11 protein-coding genes, 1 tRNA gene, 3 rRNA genes and 1 pseudogene are annotated in these 18,689 nt (G+C 61.7%); 7 read left to right on the top strand and 9 right to left on the bottom strand.

The annotated features are described in order from the left end of the window. Positions 1 to 198: 198 nt before the first annotated feature. Both ACQCSW_RS04670 and ACQCSW_RS04665 read right to left on the bottom strand, forming a co-directional pair. Positions 199 to 519, bottom strand: coding sequence for a GYD domain-containing protein (locus tag ACQCSW_RS04670; protein WP_354249627.1), 321 nt, complete (start codon positions 517 to 519; stop codon positions 199 to 201). 267 nt (positions 520 to 786) lie between these two features. After that, positions 787 to 1,126: pseudogene (locus ACQCSW_RS04665) on the bottom strand (arginase family protein); the annotation flags it as partial. On the opposite strand from ACQCSW_RS04665, the gene ACQCSW_RS04660 reads away from it, so the two are divergent. After that, positions 1,111 to 1,371, top strand: coding sequence for a helix-turn-helix domain-containing protein (locus ACQCSW_RS04660; RefSeq protein WP_426989715.1), 261 nt, complete (start codon positions 1,111 to 1,113; stop codon positions 1,369 to 1,371). The pseudogene ACQCSW_RS04665 and the gene ACQCSW_RS04660 overlap by 16 nt on opposite strands. Before the next feature lie 24 nt (positions 1,372 to 1,395). Here the strand turns inward: ACQCSW_RS04660 and ACQCSW_RS04655 are convergent. Next, a tRNA-Thr gene (locus ACQCSW_RS04655) sits at positions 1,396 to 1,469 on the bottom strand. Between the two features lie 159 nt (positions 1,470 to 1,628). Beyond that, positions 1,629 to 2,519: a DsbA family protein gene (locus tag ACQCSW_RS04650; protein ID WP_426989714.1), complete on the bottom strand. Its 891-nt coding sequence runs from the start codon at positions 2,517 to 2,519 to the stop codon at positions 1,629 to 1,631. Positions 2,520 to 2,699: 180 nt separating this feature from the next. Here ACQCSW_RS04650 and ACQCSW_RS04645 point away from each other — a divergent pair, with 180 nt between their 5' ends. From ACQCSW_RS04645 to ACQCSW_RS04630, 4 genes are all read left to right on the top strand, one after another. Beyond that, positions 2,700 to 4,202 (top strand): alpha,alpha-trehalose-phosphate synthase (UDP-forming), encoded by a 1,503-nt coding sequence (locus ACQCSW_RS04645; protein WP_426989713.1) that lies wholly within the window; start codon positions 2,700 to 2,702, stop codon positions 4,200 to 4,202. Next, entirely contained in the window at positions 4,192 to 5,022 is an 831-nt protein-coding gene (gene otsB, locus ACQCSW_RS04640) for a trehalose-phosphatase (protein WP_426989712.1), read from the top strand. Before ACQCSW_RS04645 ends, otsB begins: the two co-directional genes overlap by 11 nt. Positions 5,023 to 5,256: 234 nt before the next feature. Beyond that, on the top strand, positions 5,257 to 6,339 hold the full coding sequence (locus ACQCSW_RS04635) for an ABC transporter ATP-binding protein (RefSeq protein ID WP_111909534.1): 1,083 nt from the start codon (positions 5,257 to 5,259) through the stop codon (positions 6,337 to 6,339). Positions 6,340 to 6,482: 143 nt separating this feature from the next. Next, positions 6,483 to 7,901: a DUF4032 domain-containing protein gene (locus ACQCSW_RS04630; protein ID WP_426989711.1), complete on the top strand. Its 1,419-nt coding sequence runs from the start codon at positions 6,483 to 6,485 to the stop codon at positions 7,899 to 7,901. Between the two features lie 25 nt (positions 7,902 to 7,926). On the opposite strand, the gene ACQCSW_RS04625 is transcribed toward ACQCSW_RS04630, so the two are convergent. Beyond that, complete coding sequence (locus ACQCSW_RS04625) at positions 7,927 to 9,297, bottom strand: FAD-binding oxidoreductase (RefSeq protein ID WP_426989709.1); 1,371 nt, start codon at positions 9,295 to 9,297, stop codon at positions 7,927 to 7,929. 204 nt (positions 9,298 to 9,501) lie between these two features. Between ACQCSW_RS04625 and ACQCSW_RS04620 the strand changes: the two genes are divergently transcribed. Both ACQCSW_RS04620 and ACQCSW_RS04615 read left to right on the top strand, forming a co-directional pair. Then, on the top strand, positions 9,502 to 11,256 hold the full coding sequence (locus tag ACQCSW_RS04620; protein WP_426989708.1) for a glycoside hydrolase family 13 protein: 1,755 nt from the start codon (positions 9,502 to 9,504) through the stop codon (positions 11,254 to 11,256). Next, positions 11,256 to 12,302 (top strand): LacI family DNA-binding transcriptional regulator, encoded by a 1,047-nt coding sequence (locus tag ACQCSW_RS04615; RefSeq protein WP_426989707.1) that lies wholly within the window; start codon positions 11,256 to 11,258, stop codon positions 12,300 to 12,302. The genes ACQCSW_RS04620 and ACQCSW_RS04615 overlap by 1 nt, the downstream gene beginning before the upstream one ends. A gap of 47 nt (positions 12,303 to 12,349) precedes the next feature. On the opposite strand, the gene ACQCSW_RS04610 is transcribed toward ACQCSW_RS04615, so the two are convergent. The 4 genes from ACQCSW_RS04610 to ACQCSW_RS04595 form a co-directional block, all read right to left on the bottom strand. Continuing rightward, on the bottom strand, positions 12,350 to 12,847 hold the full coding sequence (locus ACQCSW_RS04610) for an SRPBCC domain-containing protein (RefSeq protein ID WP_426989706.1): 498 nt from the start codon (positions 12,845 to 12,847) through the stop codon (positions 12,350 to 12,352). Between the two features lie 109 nt (positions 12,848 to 12,956). Further along, a 5S ribosomal RNA gene (rrf, locus tag ACQCSW_RS04605) occupies positions 12,957 to 13,073 on the bottom strand. 239 nt (positions 13,074 to 13,312) lie between these two features. Beyond that, positions 13,313 to 16,461: ribosomal RNA gene (locus tag ACQCSW_RS04600) — 23S ribosomal RNA — on the bottom strand. A 521-nt stretch (positions 16,462 to 16,982) separates the two neighbouring features. Further along, positions 16,983 to 18,506: ribosomal RNA gene (locus tag ACQCSW_RS04595) — 16S ribosomal RNA — on the bottom strand. Together the 16S, 23S and 5S rRNA genes form the textbook arrangement of a ribosomal RNA operon. Between the last annotated feature and the right edge of the window lie 183 nt (positions 18,507 to 18,689).

Here is an 18,689-nt window from a genome sequence, read left to right as displayed (position 1 = left end):
GGCCTTAGTTGTGCGCAGGAATGTGGACTACACGTTGCTTTTTCAGCCGCAAACGGCAGGAGGCTTCCAGGAGGATGCGCTGGGCGGCGCTCCGCGGGAAGAGTTTTCCCACCGGGCTGCGTCGCCGCAGCCCGGTCAGCTCTTCCGCCGTTGCGTAGTGGCCGGTACCGCACGCACGTCGACGCCCGGTCGAAGCCGTTACTGACCGGGGGCCCGGTATGCGGGTGTCTTGTCCACAGCTGCGTCAATATCCTCGGGTGTCATGAGCGGGGTGAGGTGAAGGTCCACGGCGCCGGTGGAATTGATCATCAGGGAAAGGGCAACAGCACTGGGCTGATCGGGAATGTCGAAGACCCCCAGGACATCCGTTTCGCCGAACGCGTAGTAGATGCATTCCAGTGATCCCCCAACCGACTCCAAGGCCTTAACAACGGCGTCCCGACGCTTGGACCCGCCCTCCTGCATCAGGCCTTTGATGCCCTGGCCCACATAGTTTGCTTGGAAAAAATACTTGGTCATGGCCGACTCCTGTTCTGCTGTGCCCAGAACACGAACCTATCCGCACGCCCAGAACAGAGGATGAGTGAAGGGATCTGGCGTTCTCCCCGAAAGGGGCTGTGGGCCGAGTCTAGGCCTCTCCCCCGGGAACTGGCAACGGTCGGTCGCACCCGCTTTCCAGCCATCATCCGGCAGTGACGACCAAGCAGCTCGCGGGCTTGCAATCGGGGGCCGTTCCGGCACCCTTGCTGGCCCACGGGGGTCCGGGGGCAGCAAGGGCGTGTGCGTCTAAACGGCTGCGACTTCCAGCGCTTCGTCGCCTCTGATAGTCGCCCCTTTGGAGCGGTTCACCATCGCCCCAAAGGTCAAAGACCATGGGTTGCGGCCGCGAGAGTGGTGATGTCTGCGTGATCGTACGCGGGGCTACCTCGACGACGTCGGCCCCCACGATGTTGATACCGTTGAGGCCCCTCAACAGAGCAAGCAGCTCACGGGAGTGCAGGCCGCCCATTTCGGGTGTTCCGGTGCCCGGAGCGTAGGACGGGTCCAGGACATCAATGTCGATGGAAACGTAGACCGGCGTATCGCCCAGGCGCTCCTTAACCCTCTGGATTGCGGCCGGGACGCCAGCCGGACCTTATCGTCACCTTATGGACGTACCTGGACATGCGACGCTCCTGGCAGAAGACGGCAACCGCCCTCTTCGCACACCGGCAGACCATCATCTATCGGATCCGTAAGATCAGTGAGCTGATAGGGCTGGACGTGACCGAAACGTCAACCATGGCCCAGCTCTGGTTCGCCCTGAAGATCCACGATGCGATGGAGATCGGCGGCAACTGCGCACCGCTGGAAGTCCGCCCTCAGGCCTGATCCTGCGACCTAAGCCACAATCGGAGCCTCCTGTCGGATTCGAACCGACGACCCCCGCTTTACAAGAGCGGTGCTCTGGCCAACTGAGCTAAGGAGGCGCGCCCCACTGGGGCGTGCGCCGCAACGGCGCTAGATAAGGTTAGCCCAAGTCTGCCCGCTCGTAAAAATGACGCGACTCAAGCCAAAAAAACAAATGGCCCGGCCCCGGAATGAATCCGGAACCGGGCCATCGCGGCAAATTCGACAGGCTAAGCAGATCAGCCCTTGGCGGTGATCGCTGCCTGCAGGAAGTCCGGGAACGGGGTCTGCGCGCTGGCACCCTTGCCCCATTGCTGGCCGTCCACGAACACGGTGGGCGTACCGGTGACGCCGATGGCGGCGGCGTGCTTGGTCGTGAACTTCACGAACGGACGGTAGGTCTTCTCGTTGATGCAGGTGTCAATGTTCTTGGCGCCGATGTCCGTGGCCATGGACTTGAGCTTGTCATCAGAAAGGCCGGCGCTTCCTTCGGCGGGCTGGTTGGCGAACAAGGAGTCCACAAACTCGGCGTACTTTTCCGGGGACTCGTTCACTACACAAGCGGCGGCGTTGGCTGCACGCGAGGAGTAGTTCGTGGAGGAACTGTTGTCCAGGAACCCGAGGGCCCGGTATTCCACCGAGATCTTGCCCTCGTTGCGCAGCGCCGTCAGCTGCTCGTTGTACTGTACCTCGAATTTCTTGCAAGCCGGGCAGATGAAGTCAACGTACAGGACCACCTTGACCGGTTTGCCGGCCTCAGCCTCGGCACCGGGGACAACCACTTCAGCCGGTGCCGTCTTGGGCGCTTCAGGCACGGAGGCAGCGTCTACGGTGGCCGGTTCCAGCTTCGTGACGTCGGTATTGGCCAGCAAGGTGATGCCACCGTTGACGTTTGCGTTGGCCGGCGTCTGGCCTTGGTCAGCGATGGGGGCGTTCTGCCGCATCGTTGTGGTCACCACAAGCGCCACCACCGCAAGGATGGCCACCACGGCCACCACAATGCCCCAGCCGATCAGCAGCTTGTTGCGCTTGTCCTTCTTCAGCTGCGCCTCACGGATCAGGCGTGCCTTCTCGCGCGCCTCCGAGGTTCGCTCAGCCTTGGACTTGCGTATTTCATTTGCGGGGCTCATGTGTTCCTTGGGTCGATCGACATAGGGGGACCACTCTGTGGCGACTCCACCATTTTAGGGGACAAACCTGAGAGCTTGCGCTTTCAAGTATTTAGCCCCGAATAACCAACGGACGAATAGCCGCGAAGATTCCATCCTAATAAGGTGGCTTAAAGGCACAAGCAACCCCAGGGGGCCGCAATGCAAACACCCGTCCAAGAAAAGCCAACAGCTGTACCTGCAACCGGCGCCGCCGCGAGCAGCCACAGCACGGCCGCCACGTACGACTTTATGGTTGTCTCCAACAGGCTGCCGGTTGACCGCTGCGCACCAGGTGAGAGTGGCGGCGACGGCTCCGGCTGGCGCCGCTCCCCCGGCGGCCTGGTCACTGCCCTCGCACCCATGATGACCAAGACCGACGGCGCGTGGGTGGGCTGGCACGGCGCCCCGGACGAAACCGTCGAGCCTTTCAGCCACGGCGGCATGGACCTGGTCCCCGTCCAGCTGAGCAACGACGACGTTGAGCTCTACTACGAGGGTTTCTCCAACGCCACCCTGTGGCCCCTCTACCACGACGTCATCGCCCCGCCGGAGTTCCACCGGACCTGGTGGGATGCCTACCGCAAGGTCAACCAAAGGTTCGCCGACGCCGTCGTACGCCATGCCGGCCAGGGCGCCACGGTGTGGGTCCAGGACTACCAGCTGCAGCTGGTGCCGCGGCTGCTGCGCGAAGCCCGGCCGGACCTGCGGATCGGTTTCTTCAACCACATCCCCTTCCCCCCGCCGGAAATCTTCGCGCAGTTGCCGTGGCGGCAGGCCATCATCGACGGGCTGATGGGCGCAGACCTGGTGGGCTTCCAGCGCCCCAGCGACGCCGGAAACTTCATGCGCTCAGCCCGCCGGTTCCTGGGCGCCAGCGTTAAGCAGCAGCAAGTGCATGTGAAGGGTAAAGACGGCGCAATCACGCACATCGCCAGGGCCCAGGCTTTCCCCATCTCCATCGACGTGGCCCAGATCAGCGAACTGGCCCACAACCCCGAGATCATCGAGCGTGCGCGCCAGATCCGCCAGGACCTCGGCAACCCCAAGACCATCCTGTTGGGTGTGGACCGGCTCGATTACACCAAGGGCATCCGGCACCGGCTCAAAGCTTTCGAAGAACTCCTGAACGAAGGCAAGCTGACGGTCGGCGACGCAACACTGATCCAGGTTGCCAGCCCCAGCCGCGAACGGGTTGAGCAATACCGCCTCCTGCGCGAGGAAATCGAAGGGACCGTCGGCCACATCAACGGTACCTACGACACCATCCAGAACACCGCCGTCCGCTACCTGCACCACAGCTACCCCGTGGAGGAGATGGTGGCGCTCTACCTCGCCGCCGACGTCATGCTCGTGACCGCGTTGCGGGACGGCATGAACCTCGTGGCCAAGGAATACGTCACTGCCCGCAAGGACAACGACGGCGCCCTGGTCCTCAGCGAGTTCGCCGGCGCCGCAGACCAGCTCAAGCAGGCGCTGCTGATGAACCCGCACGACATCGATGGCCTCAAGGACACCATCATGCGGGCCGTCAATTTGCCTCCCAAAGACGCCGCGCGCCGCATGCGGTCCATGCGCAAGCAGATCCTGGAGCACGACGTCGACCACTGGTCAGCCGACTTCCTGGCCGCCCTGAACGAGAAAGTTGTGCGCGATGACTCCTGACGCCCGGCCCGCCAAAGGCCCGCTTGCTTTGTCCCCCGAACTCCGGCAGGCCGCCCGGCGCATCGCCCAGACGGAACACCTCCTGGTGGCCATGGACTTCGATGGCACCATTTCCCCGCTTGTTGACCGCGCGGACGACGCCCGCCCGCTTCCGCGTTCGGCCGCCGCTTTCGCCGGGCTCGCCGCCCTTCCACGCACGACGACGGCACTCCTCTCAGGCAGGGCCCTCGCCAGCCTGCGCGCGGTCGCTTCGCCTCCGGTGGACACCCTGCTTATCGGCAGCCACGGCGCCGAAGCGTGGCTGGGCCCCGGGTCCACGGAGCTGACACTGGACGAGGCCCAGCGCCTGCTGCTGGCCGAAGTCCGCGGTGTCCTCGAAGAGATCGTTGAGCAGGCACCGGGCACGCTGCTCGAAGACAAACCCGCAGGCGTAGTCCTGCATACCCGGCTGGCCTCGGACGATGTTGCCGAGGACGCGGTGGCTGCGGCCCGTTCAGTTCTCCAGGACCGCAAGGGCGTTTTCCTGAAGAACGGCAAACGGGTCCTGGAAACATCGGTAGTCAACGCCTCCAAGGGTGAGGGCCTGACGTTCCTGCGCCAGATCACAGGGGCCACTGCGGTCCTCTTCGCCGGTGACGACGTCACGGACGAGGATGCCCTTGCGCGCCTGGAATCCGGCGATGTTGGCGTCAAGGTGGGCCCGGACTTCACCCAAGCCGAGTTCCGGGTGGAAGCGCCGGCCCACGTGGCGGAACTGCTCGAAGCAGTCCTGCAGGAACGGAGCCTGGTAGTGGCCGAAGAAGAGCCCGGCACTGACTGAACCTCGGGGACATGTCCAAGCTCACGTGTGACCTCCGTAACATTTGCACCAATACGCCATTCGTCTGACATACTCTTGGTTGTGATGTTGCGCACAGGAACCGTGCGGCGTCACGCGATACTCCTCGGCTTCGGCCGGGGAGTACACGGCTGAAATGCCGTGAATAACTGAATTACATGAACCATTCACAACGGATCGTCCGGCACGTACCTGCCGGTGAAGGGATTGATAACTGTGGCTACAGTTACTTTTGATAACGCTACGCGTCTGTACCCGGGCACAGATAAGCCCGCTGTTGACAAGCTCAGCATTGAAGTCGCCGATGGCGAGTTCCTGGTCCTCGTTGGACCCTCCGGTTGCGGCAAGTCCACCTCCCTGCGGATGCTCGCAGGTCTTGAGGATGTCAACTCCGGCCGTATCCTGATCGGCGACCGCGATGTCACCGATGTTCCTCCCAAGGATCGCGACATCGCCATGGTCTTCCAGAACTACGCCCTGTACCCGCACATGACGGTGGCCGACAACATGGGCTTCGCCCTGAAGATCGCCGGCGTCAATAAGGAAGAGCGCGCCGAGCGCGTCCGTGAAGCCGCCAAGCTCCTGGACCTCGAGCCGTACCTGGACCGCAAGCCGAAGGCACTCTCCGGCGGCCAGCGCCAGCGTGTCGCCATGGGCCGCGCCATCGTGCGTAACCCGCAGGTGTTCCTCATGGATGAGCCACTCTCCAACCTTGATGCCAAGCTCCGTGTCCAGACCCGCACCCAGATCGCATCCCTCACCCGCAGGCTGGGCGTCACCACCGTTTACGTGACGCACGACCAGGTCGAAGCAATGACCATGGGCGACCGCGTTGCAGTCCTCAAGGACGGCCTGCTGATGCAGGTTGACACCCCGCGCAACCTGTACGACAGGCCCAAGAACGTGTTTGTTGCCGGCTTCATCGGCTCCCCCGCCATGAACCTCCTCGAACTCCCGGTCGTCGACGGCGGCGTCCAGTTCGGCGGAACGGTTTACCCGGTGCCGCGCAACGTCCTCGAAGAGGCCCACGGCAGCACCGTCACCCTGGGCAGCCGTCCGGAAGACCTTGAGACTGCCCCGCAGGGTGAAGGCCTCCAGGTCGAGGTTGACGTCGTTGAAGAGCTGGGTGCCGACGCTTACGTGTACGGCCACACCACGCTCGACGGCAAGGACCACGACATCGTGGCACGCGTCGACGGTCGCCGCCCTCCAATGAAGGGCGAAATCATCTACGTCCGTCCGCAGTCGGGCCACGTGCACCTGTTCGACACCAAGACCGGCCTGCGCCTGGGCGACTAATCCCAAGCCGGTGATCGAAACATCCCCGGTGACCGAGCCTGTCGAGATCTAACCGACGGCGGCCCTCCTGACTGGACGGGCCGCCGTCGGCGTTTAAGCCCGATGTTTAGGCCAGCCGCCCCTCTGTACGAAAGAATTGATCCATGACCGATGAAAACAGCGCACAGTGGCACGACGAGCCCACGGACTACGCGCAGGTCGGCAAACTGCCGCGGTTCGAGGCAGCGAGCGCCAAGGACGACAAGAACCTCGCCGTTTCCAGCTCGCTCAACATCACCGCGGCGGCGGCGGATCCGGAACTGCTGGACCTCCCCTGGCACATCGCCCTGGAGGATTGGCCGGCGGAGAACCTGGCAGCGCTCCCCCGTGGTATTTCGCGGCACATCGTGCGTTTCGCCCACCTCGGCGGCTCCGTCATCGCCATCAAGGAAACGTCCGAACATGTGGCCCGCCACGAGTACCACATGCTCCGCAAGCTGGCCCGTCTGGACGTTCCTTGCGTTGTCCCGGTGGCAGTCATTACGGGCCGCACCACCCTGGACGGGCGGCCGCTGAACCCCGTGCTGGTCACACGCCACCTGAAGTTCTCCATGCCGTACCGTGCCCTGTTCTCGCAGATGCTGCGCAAGGACACCCTGACCCGGCTCATCGATGCCCAGGCCCTGCTGATGGTCCGGCTGCACCTCATCGGCTTCTACTGGGGCGACGTCTCGCTCTCCAACACGCTGTTCCGCCGTGACGCGGGCGCGTTCGCCGCCTACCTGGTGGACGCCGAAACCGGTGAGCTTTATCCCGATCTTTCCACCGGCCAGCGCGAGTACGATCTCGAGATTGCCCGGGTCAACATCGCCGGTGAGCTGATGGACCTCCTGGACGGCGGCCTGATCGAGGAGAAGGTGGACCCGGTGGCCACCAGCGAACTCATCATGGAGAGCTACCGGCGCCTGTGGGCGGAGCTGACGGAGAAGGAATCCTTCGAGCTCGGGGAACGGTGGCGCGTGGGCGCCCGTATCCGCAGGCTCAACGAGCTGGGCTTCGACGTCGAGGAATACGCCATCAAGACCACCCAGAACGGTTCCACCATCCAGCTCCAGCCCAAGGTGGTGGACGCCGGCCATCACCAGCGCCGGCTGCTGCGCCTGACCGGACTGGACGCCCAGGAGAACCAGGCCCGGCGCCTGCTCAATGACATGGACTCCTTCCGGGCGGACAACAACCCGGGGATGGACGAGGAATACAGCGCGCACCTCTGGGTGAGCCAGGTCTTCGAACCGATCGTGCGTTCGATCCCCCGTGACCTGTCCCGCAAGCTTGAGCCAGCGGAGGCTGTGCACGAGGTGCTGGAGCACCGTTGGTACATGTCCGAGGAGCAGGCCCGCCACATTCCGCTCGCCGAGGCTGTGCAGTCCTACATCGAGTCCGTCCTGCGCCACCGCCGGGACGAGGCCGCCATCATGCTTAACCCGGACACTGCGATGCTGAAGATCCTCGAAGTGGAAACCGAGGAGTCCCGCTATGGTGCCGACGAATCCATCGAAGAATACCCGGACGTCGATGACTGAGCGCTCGGAAACGGACGCTTAGGCGCTAAATGGCCTTGCCCGGATTCAGGATGCCGGCCGGGTCAAAGAGTTCCTTGATCCTGCGCTGGAGCTCCCTGACCGGTTCCGGCTGCTCCAGGCCCAGCCAGCGCAGTTTGTACTGCCCGATCCCGTGCTCCCCGGTAATGGTGCCGCCCATTTCGAGCGCCGCCTCGATCGAGGCGTCCAGGGCAAGGTTCAGCCGGCTCATGGCGTCAGCGTCCACCGCACTGTCCTGGCGGTCAATCCAGAACGTGGGGTGCAGGTTGCCGTCGCCGGCGTGCGCCACCACCTTCAGGCTCACACCATGCGTTGCCGCTAGGTCCTCCAACGCCGCCACGTAATCCACCAGGCGTGAGCGCGGCACGGCCACGTCCTCGCCCACGCGGTATTCGTCATCCACCTCCACGCCCCGGCTGTTCCGGCGGAGCTCCACGAGATGCTCGGCTTCCGCCGTGGATTCCGTGCTCACCGTTGCCCCGCCGGCGGCGAGAACGGAACGCACGACGTCGGCCTCCGCCGCTGCGCCGAACCCGTCAGTCTGGATCAGGAGCAGCGAACGGCCACGCGAACTCAGGTCGGAGCCGTGGAGGTCATCCAGCTGGGCCAGCGTGCCGCCGTCGAGCAGTTCCATGATGGCCGGCTGCACGCGGGCCCGGCCCACCGCCAGGACACCCGCAGCGGCCTGCCTGAAGTCAGGGTAGAACGCGGCGATGGTGTGCACGTCACGGGGCAGGTACTTGAGCCGGACGGTCGCCCCCACCACGATCCCCAGAGTGCCCTCTGAACCGACAAACAGACCCGTGAGGTCGTAACCCGCAACGCCTTTGAACGTCTGGTGGCCGGTGTGGATGAGGGACCCGTCGGCCAGGACCACATCCAGCGCCAGCACCGAGTCCCTGGTAACGCCGTACTTTGCGCAGCGCAGTCCGCCGGCGTTCGTGGCAACGTTGCCGCCGATCGTTGAGGAACGGAAGCTCGCGGGATCCGGCGCGTACATCAGGCCATGCTCTGCGGCGGCTTCATTGAGGGCGGCGTTGACCACGCCGGGTTCGACGACGGCGGTCTCGTCGTCCGGGTTGAGGTCAAGAATGCGGTTCATGCGTTCCAGGGAAAGGACTACGCAGTTCCTGCTCGCGTGCGCGCCGCCGGAAACGCCCGTCCCTGCTCCGCGGGCCACAACGGCGACGTTGTGGGCGGTACACAGCCTGACTACCACCTGCACGTCCGAGACCGACGCGGCAAAGACCACTGCTTCGGGCAACTGGAAATCCAGGACGGGAGCCTGGTCCACGGCATACTTCGTGAGCAAGACCGCCTCGATGCTGACCTGCCCTGCGCCGAGGGCGCCCACCAGCTCTTCAACCAAGCTGCCCACGCAGCCTCCCGTCCCGTCGTCGTTCTCCCCAGTTTAGGGCGGTCCAGTCTAGGGCGGTGGCCCCGATCGGCTCGCCATCCGACTATCGACTGTAAGCGTTTCCAGCTGAAGTGGATTGACAGCAACCTACCTATCAATAGACATAGTAATTTTGGGGTGGAAACGTTTGCAGTTTCCCGCCGGTTAGGGTCTAAGCTGTCCTCCATGTCTGTAGATACAGCGTTCACCGCCACCGCCCCACTGATGGGCCGGCTGTCCCTTATCCACGACGCCGACAACGCCCCCGGCTGGTGGCGCTCGGCTGTCATCTACCAGGTGTACCCGCGGTCCTTCAGGGACCTCAACGGCGACGGCATCGGCGACATCGCCGGGATCACGGCGGAACTGCCGCAGCTGGCCGAGCTGGAGGTGGACGCCGTCTGGCTGTCCCCGTTCTACAAATCGCCGCAGCGCGATGCCGGCTACGACGTCAGCGATTACTGCGACGTGGATCCGATCTTCGGCACCCTGGGCGACTTCGACGTCATGATCGCCGAGGCCAACCGCCTGGGGCTGCGGGTCATCGTGGACCTCGTTCCGAACCACTGCTCAGACCAGCACGCGGCATTCCAGGCAGCCCTCGCCTCCCCTGCAGGGAGCCCGGAACGCGACATGTTCATCTTCCGGGACGGCACCGGGCCCGAAGGCCACGAACCGCCCAACAACTGGCAGTCCCACTTTGGCGGCCCGGCCTGGACCCGGGTCACCGGTCCTGACGGCCAGCCGGACCAGTGGTACCTGCACCTGTTTGATTCCTCCCAGCCGGATTTCAACTGGGACAACCCGGCCGTGCACGCAGAATTTGAGCGGGTACTCCGTTTCTGGCTGAACCGTGGTGTCTCCGGCTTCCGGGTGGACGTCGCCCACGCTTTGGTCAAAGCACCGGGACTGCCTGCCTGGGGCGGCCGGGCCGACGGCGGCAGCTCGGACGGCTTCCCCGGCCACGAGGCCCCGATGTTCGGCCAGCCGGCCCTGCACGACATCTTCCGGGCCTGGCGCCTGATCCTGGACGGGTACGGGCCGGACCGCATCCTGTGCGCCGAAGCCAACGTGGACCCGCTCCCCCGCCTTGCCGACTGGGTCCGGTCCGATGAAATGCACCAGGCCTTCAACTTCCCCTACCTCCACGCCGGGCTGGACGTCTACCGGCTGCGCAGTGTTATTACGGACTCCCTGACTGCCTTGGACGCAGTAGGAGCCCCCAGCACGTGGGTGCTGTCCAACCACGATGTGGTCCGCCATTCCAGCCGCTTTGGTTACAACGGGACCGGTCCGCGCGATGGCGACGGCATCGGTCCGGCCGATCCGCAGCCGGACACAGCCCTTGGCCGCCGGCGTGCAGCCGCCGCCTCCCTGTTCATGCTGGGACTGCCCGGCGCCGCCTACCTGTACCAGGGTGAGGAGCTCGGGCTACCGGACGGCATCGATATTCCGGAGCACCTGCGGCAGGACCCTACGTTCGCGCGCACCGGGGGCGCCCGGCTGGGCCGCGACGGCTGCCGGGTTCCCCTCCCATGGCGCAGCGCAGAACGGCACCTGGGCTTCGGCTCCGGCGAGGATCCCTGGCTCCCCGTACCGGCGAGCTTCATGGAACTGGCACGGGACGCACAGGCCGCATCGCCGTCGTCGCACCTTTCCCTGTACCGGAACATGCTGGCCCTGCGCCGTGAATTGGGCCTGGGCCGGGGGTCACTGGCTTGGGCCGAGGACTGGTGCAGCGGTTCATCCCTGGCGTACGTGAACGGCGATACGCTGGTACTTATGAATCTCAACCACGAACCCCTGGAGATGCCGGCAGGCCGCGTCCTCGTCCGCAGCGCTGACCCTGACTCGGACGCTGACCCTGGCTCGGACTCAGCCCGCTTCCTGGCTTCCGGCGAAACCGCGTGGCTGCGGATTGGCGGAGGCGACGCACAGTAGTGGGACTTGCGGGCATCAAGGACGTTGCCGACCGCGCCGGACTATCGATCGCCACTGTGTCGCGGGCGCTCAGCGGCAAAGCGAATGTGTCGGCCAAGAGCCGGCAACTGGCGAAGGCTGCAGCCGATGAACTGGGCTTCATCCCGTCCTACCATGCGTCCAGCCTGGCCACAGGCCGGAACCACAACGTGGGGCTGGTGGTCCCTTCCATCAACCGGTGGTACTTTTCGTCCGTGGTGGAGGGCGTGTCCGGCACCTTGCTCGACGCCGGCTACGACCTCACCCTGTACAACGTCGGTGACCGGCCGGAACGCCGCCGCAGCGTCCTGAACGATTTCCTGCTCCGTAAACGGCTGGATGGGGTCATCACTGTGGCGCTGGTCCTGAGCGAGTCAGAAATCAAACAGCTCCTGGCAATCCACCGTCCGATCGTCGGCATCGGCGGCGCCCTCGCCGGTGCGTCCACCATCAGGATTGATGACGCCCGCCTCGCCCGGACAGCCACTGAGCACCTCCTCGGGCTGGGCCACACCCGGATCGCGCACATCACCGGCGATGCCGAACTCAACCAGGACTTTAAACTGCCGGGGATTCGCCGGGCCGGCTTTGAGGCAGCGATGCAGGCTGCCGGGCATGCTGTCCACCCCGAATGGGTAGTGTCAGCGGACTTCACCATCCAAGGCGCCTACGCGAGTGCCCGCAATCTACTGGCCTCCGCGGCCGGGCGGCCCACTGCAGTTTTTGCCGCCTCCGATGAAATGGCCATCGGCGCCATCCTGGCCGCCCGCGACTTCGGCCTGCGCGTGCCGCAGGATCTCTCGGTGATCGGCATGGACGGGCACGAACTTGGCGAGGTCTTTGGGCTGACCACCATCAACCAGGATGCGCGCGGCCAAGGCGCCGTGGCGGCACGCATGCTGTTGGAAACGCTCGACGCCGGCGCGAAACGGCCTGCCAAGGGCCCGTCACCGTCAGCGGCGGCCACTGACCGGGAGTACCCTACAGAGTTTCTGGTCCGGAACAGCACGGCTGTACCGCCGGCCTGACCCTGCATCGCAGTCCCCTCAGCTGGCTTTCAGGCCTGACCTGGCTTTCAGGCCTGAGCTTCCCCGCCCATGAACCTCACGAAGCGGTCCAGCACGTTCGGCCAGCCGGCAGCATAGGCGGCACGCGTGGCGGCAGGATCCTCCGCACCTTCCCAGCCGTTGTGGGCCAGGCGCAGTTCGGTCCCGGACTCCACCGCTCTGAAGGCGACGCGCAACTCAGTGGACCAGAGAGCGGTGGTCCCGGGGTGCCACGACGCGTGGAAGGAAAGGGGCGGCTGCCAGTCGTCTATGGAGCCCCAGACGGCGGTCCTGCCGTCGTCAGCCGTTTCCACGATGAGGTTCTCTTCAAACTCAACGTAAGATCCTGCCCCGTACACACCGTGTGAATCCAGTGGCCACCACAAGTGCGTGTGATCCGTGAACCCGGCGAACGCCTGCGCCACCGGCCCCGGCAGCGTGACCGTGCAGATGACAGGTTCCAGGCTCTCTGCGGGCTCAACAGAGGCAGGTAGGGCGTCATCCGCGTGGCTGAAAAGACTATCCATGAACGTCAACTCTACGCGGCTCCAATGGTGGCGATGTTTTTGGTGTGGTGGTTAAAGTGGGAGAGCCCCCCAACCTGGTGGTTGGGGGGCTCTCGACCATTTAATGATGTTCCGGCGGTGACCTACTCTCCCACACCCTCCCGGGTGCAGTACCATCGGCGCTGTGGGTCTTAGCTTCCGGGTTCGGAATGGGACCGGGCGTTTCCCCCACGCTATGACCGCCGTAACCCTTCGACCCGTCACACCCGAAAAGGGGGTGTGTGGGAAATCTGGTTACAACATGCCCTGCAATTGTTGTTGCAGGTGTGGTGTTGTTATTGTGTTGTGTTTTTGTTCCCTGTGCAACGTGCCGTCCGTGGACGGGTTTGTTGTCTGGGAACCACATAGTGGACGCAAGCAGTCTTGTTTTCTTTTTACCGCCCCGTGGTGTAAACCCCTTTTGAAATGGGTTTACGGGGGTGGTGTGTGGTGTAAGTTATCGGCCTATTAGTACCGGTCAGCTTCACGAGTCGTTAGTCCTCGCTTCCACATCCGGCCTATCAACCCAGTGGTCTGGCTGGGGGCCTCTCACACACAAGGTGTATGGAAATCTCATCTCGAAGCGAGCTTCCCGCTTAGATGCTTTCAGCGGTTATCCCATCCGAACGTAGCTAATCAGCGGTGCACTTGGCAGTACAACTGACACACCAGAGGTTCGTCCGTCCCGGTCCTCTCGTACTAAGGACAGCCCTTCTCAAATTTCCTGCGCGCGCAGCGGATAGGGACCGAACTGTCTCACGACGTTCTAAACCCAGCTCGCGTACCGCTTTAATGGGCGAACAGCCCAACCCTTGGGACCTACTCCAGCCCCAGGATGCGACGAGCCGACATCGAGGTGCCAAACCATGCCGTCGATATGGACTCTTGGGCAAGATCAGCCTGTTATCCCCGAGGTACCTTTTATCCGTTGAGCGACGGCCATTCCACAATGTACCGCCGGATCACTAGTCCCGACTTTCGTCCCTGCTCGAGATGTCTCTCTCACAGTCAAGCTCCCTTGTGCACTTACACTCGACACCTGATTGCCAACCAGGCTGAGGGAACCTTTGGGCGCCTCCGTTACTTTTTAGGAGGCAACCGCCCCAGTTAAACTACCCATCAGGCACTGTCCCTGACCCGGATTACGGGCCGAAGTTAGATGTCCAAAGTGACCAGAGTGGTATTTCAACGATGACTCCACCCGAACTGGCGTCCGGGCTTCAACGTCTCCCACCTATCCTACACAAGCCACTCCGAACACCAATACCAAACTATAGTAAAGGTCTCGGGGTCTTTCCGTCCTGCTGCGCGTAACGAGCATCTTTACTCGTACTGCAATTTCGCCGAGTTTATGGTTGAGACAGCGGGGAAGTCGTTACTCCATTCGTGCAGGTCGGAACTTACCCGACAAGGAATTTCGCTACCTTAGGATGGTTATAGTTACCACCGCCGTTTACTGGGGCTTGAATTCTCAGCTTCGCCGTAAGGCTAACCGGTCCTCTTAACCTTCCAGCACCGGGCAGGAGTCAGTCCGTATACATCGTCTTGCGACTTCGCACGGACCTGTGTTTTTAGTAAACAGTCGCTTCCCCCTGGTCTCTGCGGCCCCGATCCCCTCCGGACAGCAAGTGTCCATCAAGGTTGGGGCCCCCCTTCTCCCGAAGTTACGGGGGCATTTTGCCGAGTTCCTTAACCATAATTCTCTCGATCGCCTTAGTATTCTCTACCTGATCACCTGTGTCGGTTTGGGGTACGGGCGGCTAAAACCTCGCGTCGATGCTTTTCTCGGCAGCATAGGATCACCAAATCCCCCCGTGAGGGGGTCCCATCAGATCTCAGGCATCATGAACGGCGGATTTGCCTACCGTTCGCCCTACATCCTTAGACCGGGACAACCATCGCCCGGCTTGGCTACCTTCCTGCGTCACACCTGTTAATACGCTTGCCTCCCAGGATCAGGTCCCGCGCTCCACCAAAACCCTCACACCACAAGGGCGATCGGGCAGGTATCGGGCGGTTAGTATCCCCTGTTCAACATGGACGGTTTTTCGCCGGTACGGGAATATCAACCCGTTGTCCATCGACTACGCCTGTCGGCCTCGCCTTAGGTCCCGACTTACCCAGGGCAGATTAGCTTGACCCTGGAACCCTTGATCATTCGGCGGACGGGTTTCTCACCCGTCTTTCGCTACTCATGCCTGCATTCTCACTCGTGTAGGCTCCACCGCTGGTTTACACCGCGACTTCACTGCCCACACGACGCTCCCCTACCACTCCAGACGCCTGAACCAACCCCACAAAGGGGGCGGCTTAGCTAATTATCTGAAATCCACAACTTCGGCGGTGTACTTGAGCCCCGCTACATTGTCGGCGCGGAATCACTTGACCAGTGAGCTATTACGCACTCTTTTAAGGATGGCTGCTTCTAAGCCAACCTCCTGGTTGTCTTCGCAACTCCACATCCTTTCCCACTTAGCACACGCTTAGGGGCCTTAGTTGGTGGTCTGGGCTGTTTCCCTCTCGACTATGAAGCTTATCCCCCACAGTCTCACTGCTGCGCTCTCACTTACCGGCATTCGGAGTTTGGCTGACGTCAGTAACCTTGTAGGGCCCATTAGCCATCCAGTAGCTCTACCTCCGGTAAGAAACACGCAACGCTGCACCTAAATGCATTTCGGGGAGAACCAGCTATCACGAAGTTTGATTGGCCTTTCACCCCTACCCACAGCTCATCCCCTCCATTTTCAACTGAAGTGGGTTCGGTCCTCCACGACGTCTTACCGTCGCTTCAACCTGGCCATGGGTAGATCACTTCGCTTCGGGTCTAGATCACGCCACTGCAACGCCCTATTCAGACTCGCTTTCGCTACGGCTTCCCCACACGGGTTAACCTCGCGACGTAACACTAACTCGCAGGCTCATTCTTCAAAAGGCACGCCGTCACACCCATACAGACAAGCTGCAGATGCTCCGACGGATTGTAAGCACACGGTTTCAGGTACTGTTTCACTCCCCTCCCGGGGTACTTTTCACCTTTCCCTCACGGTACTGGTCCGCTATCGGTCATTAGGGAGTATTTAGGCTTATCAGGTGGTCCTGACAGATTCACACGGGATTTCTCGGGCCCCGTGCTACTTGGGATACTCTCCAGGCGGCACAAAACATTTCGGTTACGGGGCTCACACCCTCTCTGGCCGGCCTTTCAAGACCGTTCACCTATGCCTGCACATCACACCTCACCAGTCCGGCAGAACTGGTACGGAAAGTCCCACAACCCCGACCATGCAACGCCCGCCGGCTATCACACATGGAACGGTTTAGCCTGATCCGCGTTCGCTCGCCACTACTGACGGAATCACTATTGTTTTCTCTTCCTGCGGGTACTGAGATGTTTCACTTCCCCGCGTTCCCTCCACGCACCCTATGTGTTCAGATGCGGGTCACCAGGCAGCTCGCGCCCCTGGCGGGGTTTCCCCATTCGGACACCCTGGGATCACAGTCCGGTTATCGACTCCCCCAGGCTTATCGCAGATTCCTACGTCCTTCTTCGGCTCCTAATGCCAAGGCATCCACCGTGTGCTCTTAAAAACTTGACCACAAAAGATCAAAAACGCTAATTTTCGAGAGAACCACGGAAACCACCCACACCCAAAGGTGCAGACAGATCCAGGTTCATATTCTTGGAAATTGCTTCTTATAAAAGATGCTCGCGTCCACTATGTAGTTCTCAAACAACAACCCCATACCACACACCCCACACACAGGCCCCAAAAAGAGCCAAACGCGCATGATCGATGCAGCCAGGAAACCAGAAACAAACAAACCCGACAGACACAACCGCAACCCGAAAGCCACGACCCCATCCCCCGGCCCTGTTGCCTCAGGACCCAACAGTGTGCCAAACACTAAACCACCCACCCCACACCCACACCGTTCCAGGACACCCTCAAGAGGGGATCCGTACTGGGCAAGGAGCAAAACAAGCGGCCGCTATTCATTGATATTCCACCCTTGAGCACCCGCCGCAGAACTAGCGTCTGCGCAACGGGCATATACTACTCCTGACAAACCCCCCACCCCACATACATGAGGCAGCTGATCTGTAGGTGCTCCTTAGAAAGGAGGTGATCCAGCCGCACCTTCCGGTACGGCTACCTTGTTACGACTTAGTCCCAATCGCCAGTCCCACCTTCGACAGCTCCCTCCCACAAGGGGTTAGGCCACCGGCTTCGGGTGTTACCAACTTTCGTGACTTGACGGGCGGTGTGTACAAGGCCCGGGAACGTATTCACCGCAGCGTTGCTGATCTGCGATTACTAGCGACTCCGACTTCATGGGGTCGAGTTGCAGACCCCAATCCGAACTGAGACCGGCTTTTTGGGATTAGCTCCACCTCACAGTATCGCAACCCTTTGTACCGGCCATTGTAGCATGCGTGAAGCCCAAGACATAAGGGGCATGATGATTTGACGTCGTCCCCACCTTCCTCCGAGTTGACCCCGGCAGTCTCCTATGAGTCCCCGCCATAACGCGCTGGCAACATAGAACGAGGGTTGCGCTCGTTGCGGGACTTAACCCAACATCTCACGACACGAGCTGACGACAACCATGCACCACCTGTAAACCGACCGCAAGCGGGGCACCTGTTTCCAGGTATTTCCGGTTCATGTCAAGCCTTGGTAAGGTTCTTCGCGTTGCATCGAATTAATCCGCATGCTCCGCCGCTTGTGCGGGCCCCCGTCAATTCCTTTGAGTTTTAGCCTTGCGGCCGTACTCCCCAGGCGGGGCACTTAATGCGTTAGCTACGGCGCGGAAAACGTGGAATGTCCCCCACACCTAGTGCCCAACGTTTACGGCATGGACTACCAGGGTATCTAATCCTGTTCGCTCCCCATGCTTTCGCTCCTCAGCGTCAGTTAATGCCCAGAGACCTGCCTTCGCCATCGGTGTTCCTCCTGATATCTGCGCATTTCACCGCTACACCAGGAATTCCAGTCTCCCCTACATCACTCTAGTCTGCCCGTACCCACCGCAGATCCGGAGTTGAGCCCCGGACTTTCACGGCAGACGCGACAAACCGCCTACGAGCTCTTTACGCCCAATAATTCCGGATAACGCTTGCGCCCTACGTATTACCGCGGCTGCTGGCACGTAGTTAGCCGGCGCTTCTTCTGCAGGTACCGTCACTTTCGCTTCTTCCCTACTGAAAGAGGTTTACAACCCGAAGGCCGTCATCCCTCACGCGGCGTCGCTGCATCAGGCTTTCGCCCATTGTGCAATATTCCCCACTGCTGCCTCCCGTAGGAGTCTGGGCCGTGTCTCAGTCCCAGTGTGGCCGGTCACCCTCTCAGGCCGGCTACCCGTCGTCGCCTTGGTGAGCCATTACCTCACCAACAAGCTGATAGGCCGCGAGTCCATCCAAAACCACAATAAAGCTTTCCACCCCCACCATGCGATGAGGAGTCATATCCGGTATTAGACCCAGTTTCCCAGGCTTATCCCAGAGTTAAAGGGCAGGTTACTCACGTGTTACTCACCCGTTCGCCACTAATCCACCAGCAAGCTGGCATCATCGTTCGACTTGCATGTGTTAAGCACGCCGCCAGCGTTCATCCTGAGCCAGGATCAAACTCTCCGTTGAAGTAAAACAAAAACGAACACAACCACCAACCCCGGAAATAACAGGATAAAATGGCTGCAAAATTTGAAACCAGCTGTAAAAACCAGACCCAACCACGGGGTGGCGGACCTGGCCAAAACAACCAATCAATAAAACAATTGGTATCAACAAACTTGGCACACTATTGAGTTCTCAAACAACAGA

Origin of the sequence: Pseudarthrobacter sp. Y6 (assembly GCF_050156205.1) — a bacterium.
In the GTDB taxonomy this organism is placed as follows: domain Bacteria; phylum Actinomycetota; class Actinomycetes; order Actinomycetales; family Micrococcaceae; genus Arthrobacter.
The sequence above is the reverse complement of the archived record's forward strand: the minus strand, read 5'-3'. Positions and strand labels throughout refer to the sequence as shown.

Excerpts from the sequence above, each read along its gene's own strand:
- ACQCSW_RS04670 (WP_354249627.1), bottom strand. The coding sequence starts at position 519 with ATGACCAAGTATTTTTTCCAAGCAAACTATGTGGGCCAGGGCATCAAA.
- ACQCSW_RS04650 (WP_426989714.1), bottom strand. The coding sequence starts at position 2,519 with ATGAGCCCCGCAAATGAAATACGCAAGTCCAAGGCTGAGCGAACCTCG.
- ACQCSW_RS04645 (WP_426989713.1), top strand. The coding sequence starts at position 2,700 with ATGCAAACACCCGTCCAAGAAAAGCCAACAGCTGTACCTGCAACCGGC.
- otsB (WP_426989712.1), top strand. The coding sequence starts at position 4,192 with ATGACTCCTGACGCCCGGCCCGCCAAAGGCCCGCTTGCTTTGTCCCCC.
- ACQCSW_RS04630 (WP_426989711.1), top strand. The coding sequence starts at position 6,483 with ATGACCGATGAAAACAGCGCACAGTGGCACGACGAGCCCACGGACTAC.
- ACQCSW_RS04620 (WP_426989708.1), top strand. The coding sequence starts at position 9,502 with ATGTCTGTAGATACAGCGTTCACCGCCACCGCCCCACTGATGGGCCGG.
- ACQCSW_RS04610 (WP_426989706.1), bottom strand. The coding sequence starts at position 12,847 with ATGGATAGTCTTTTCAGCCACGCGGATGACGCCCTACCTGCCTCTGTT.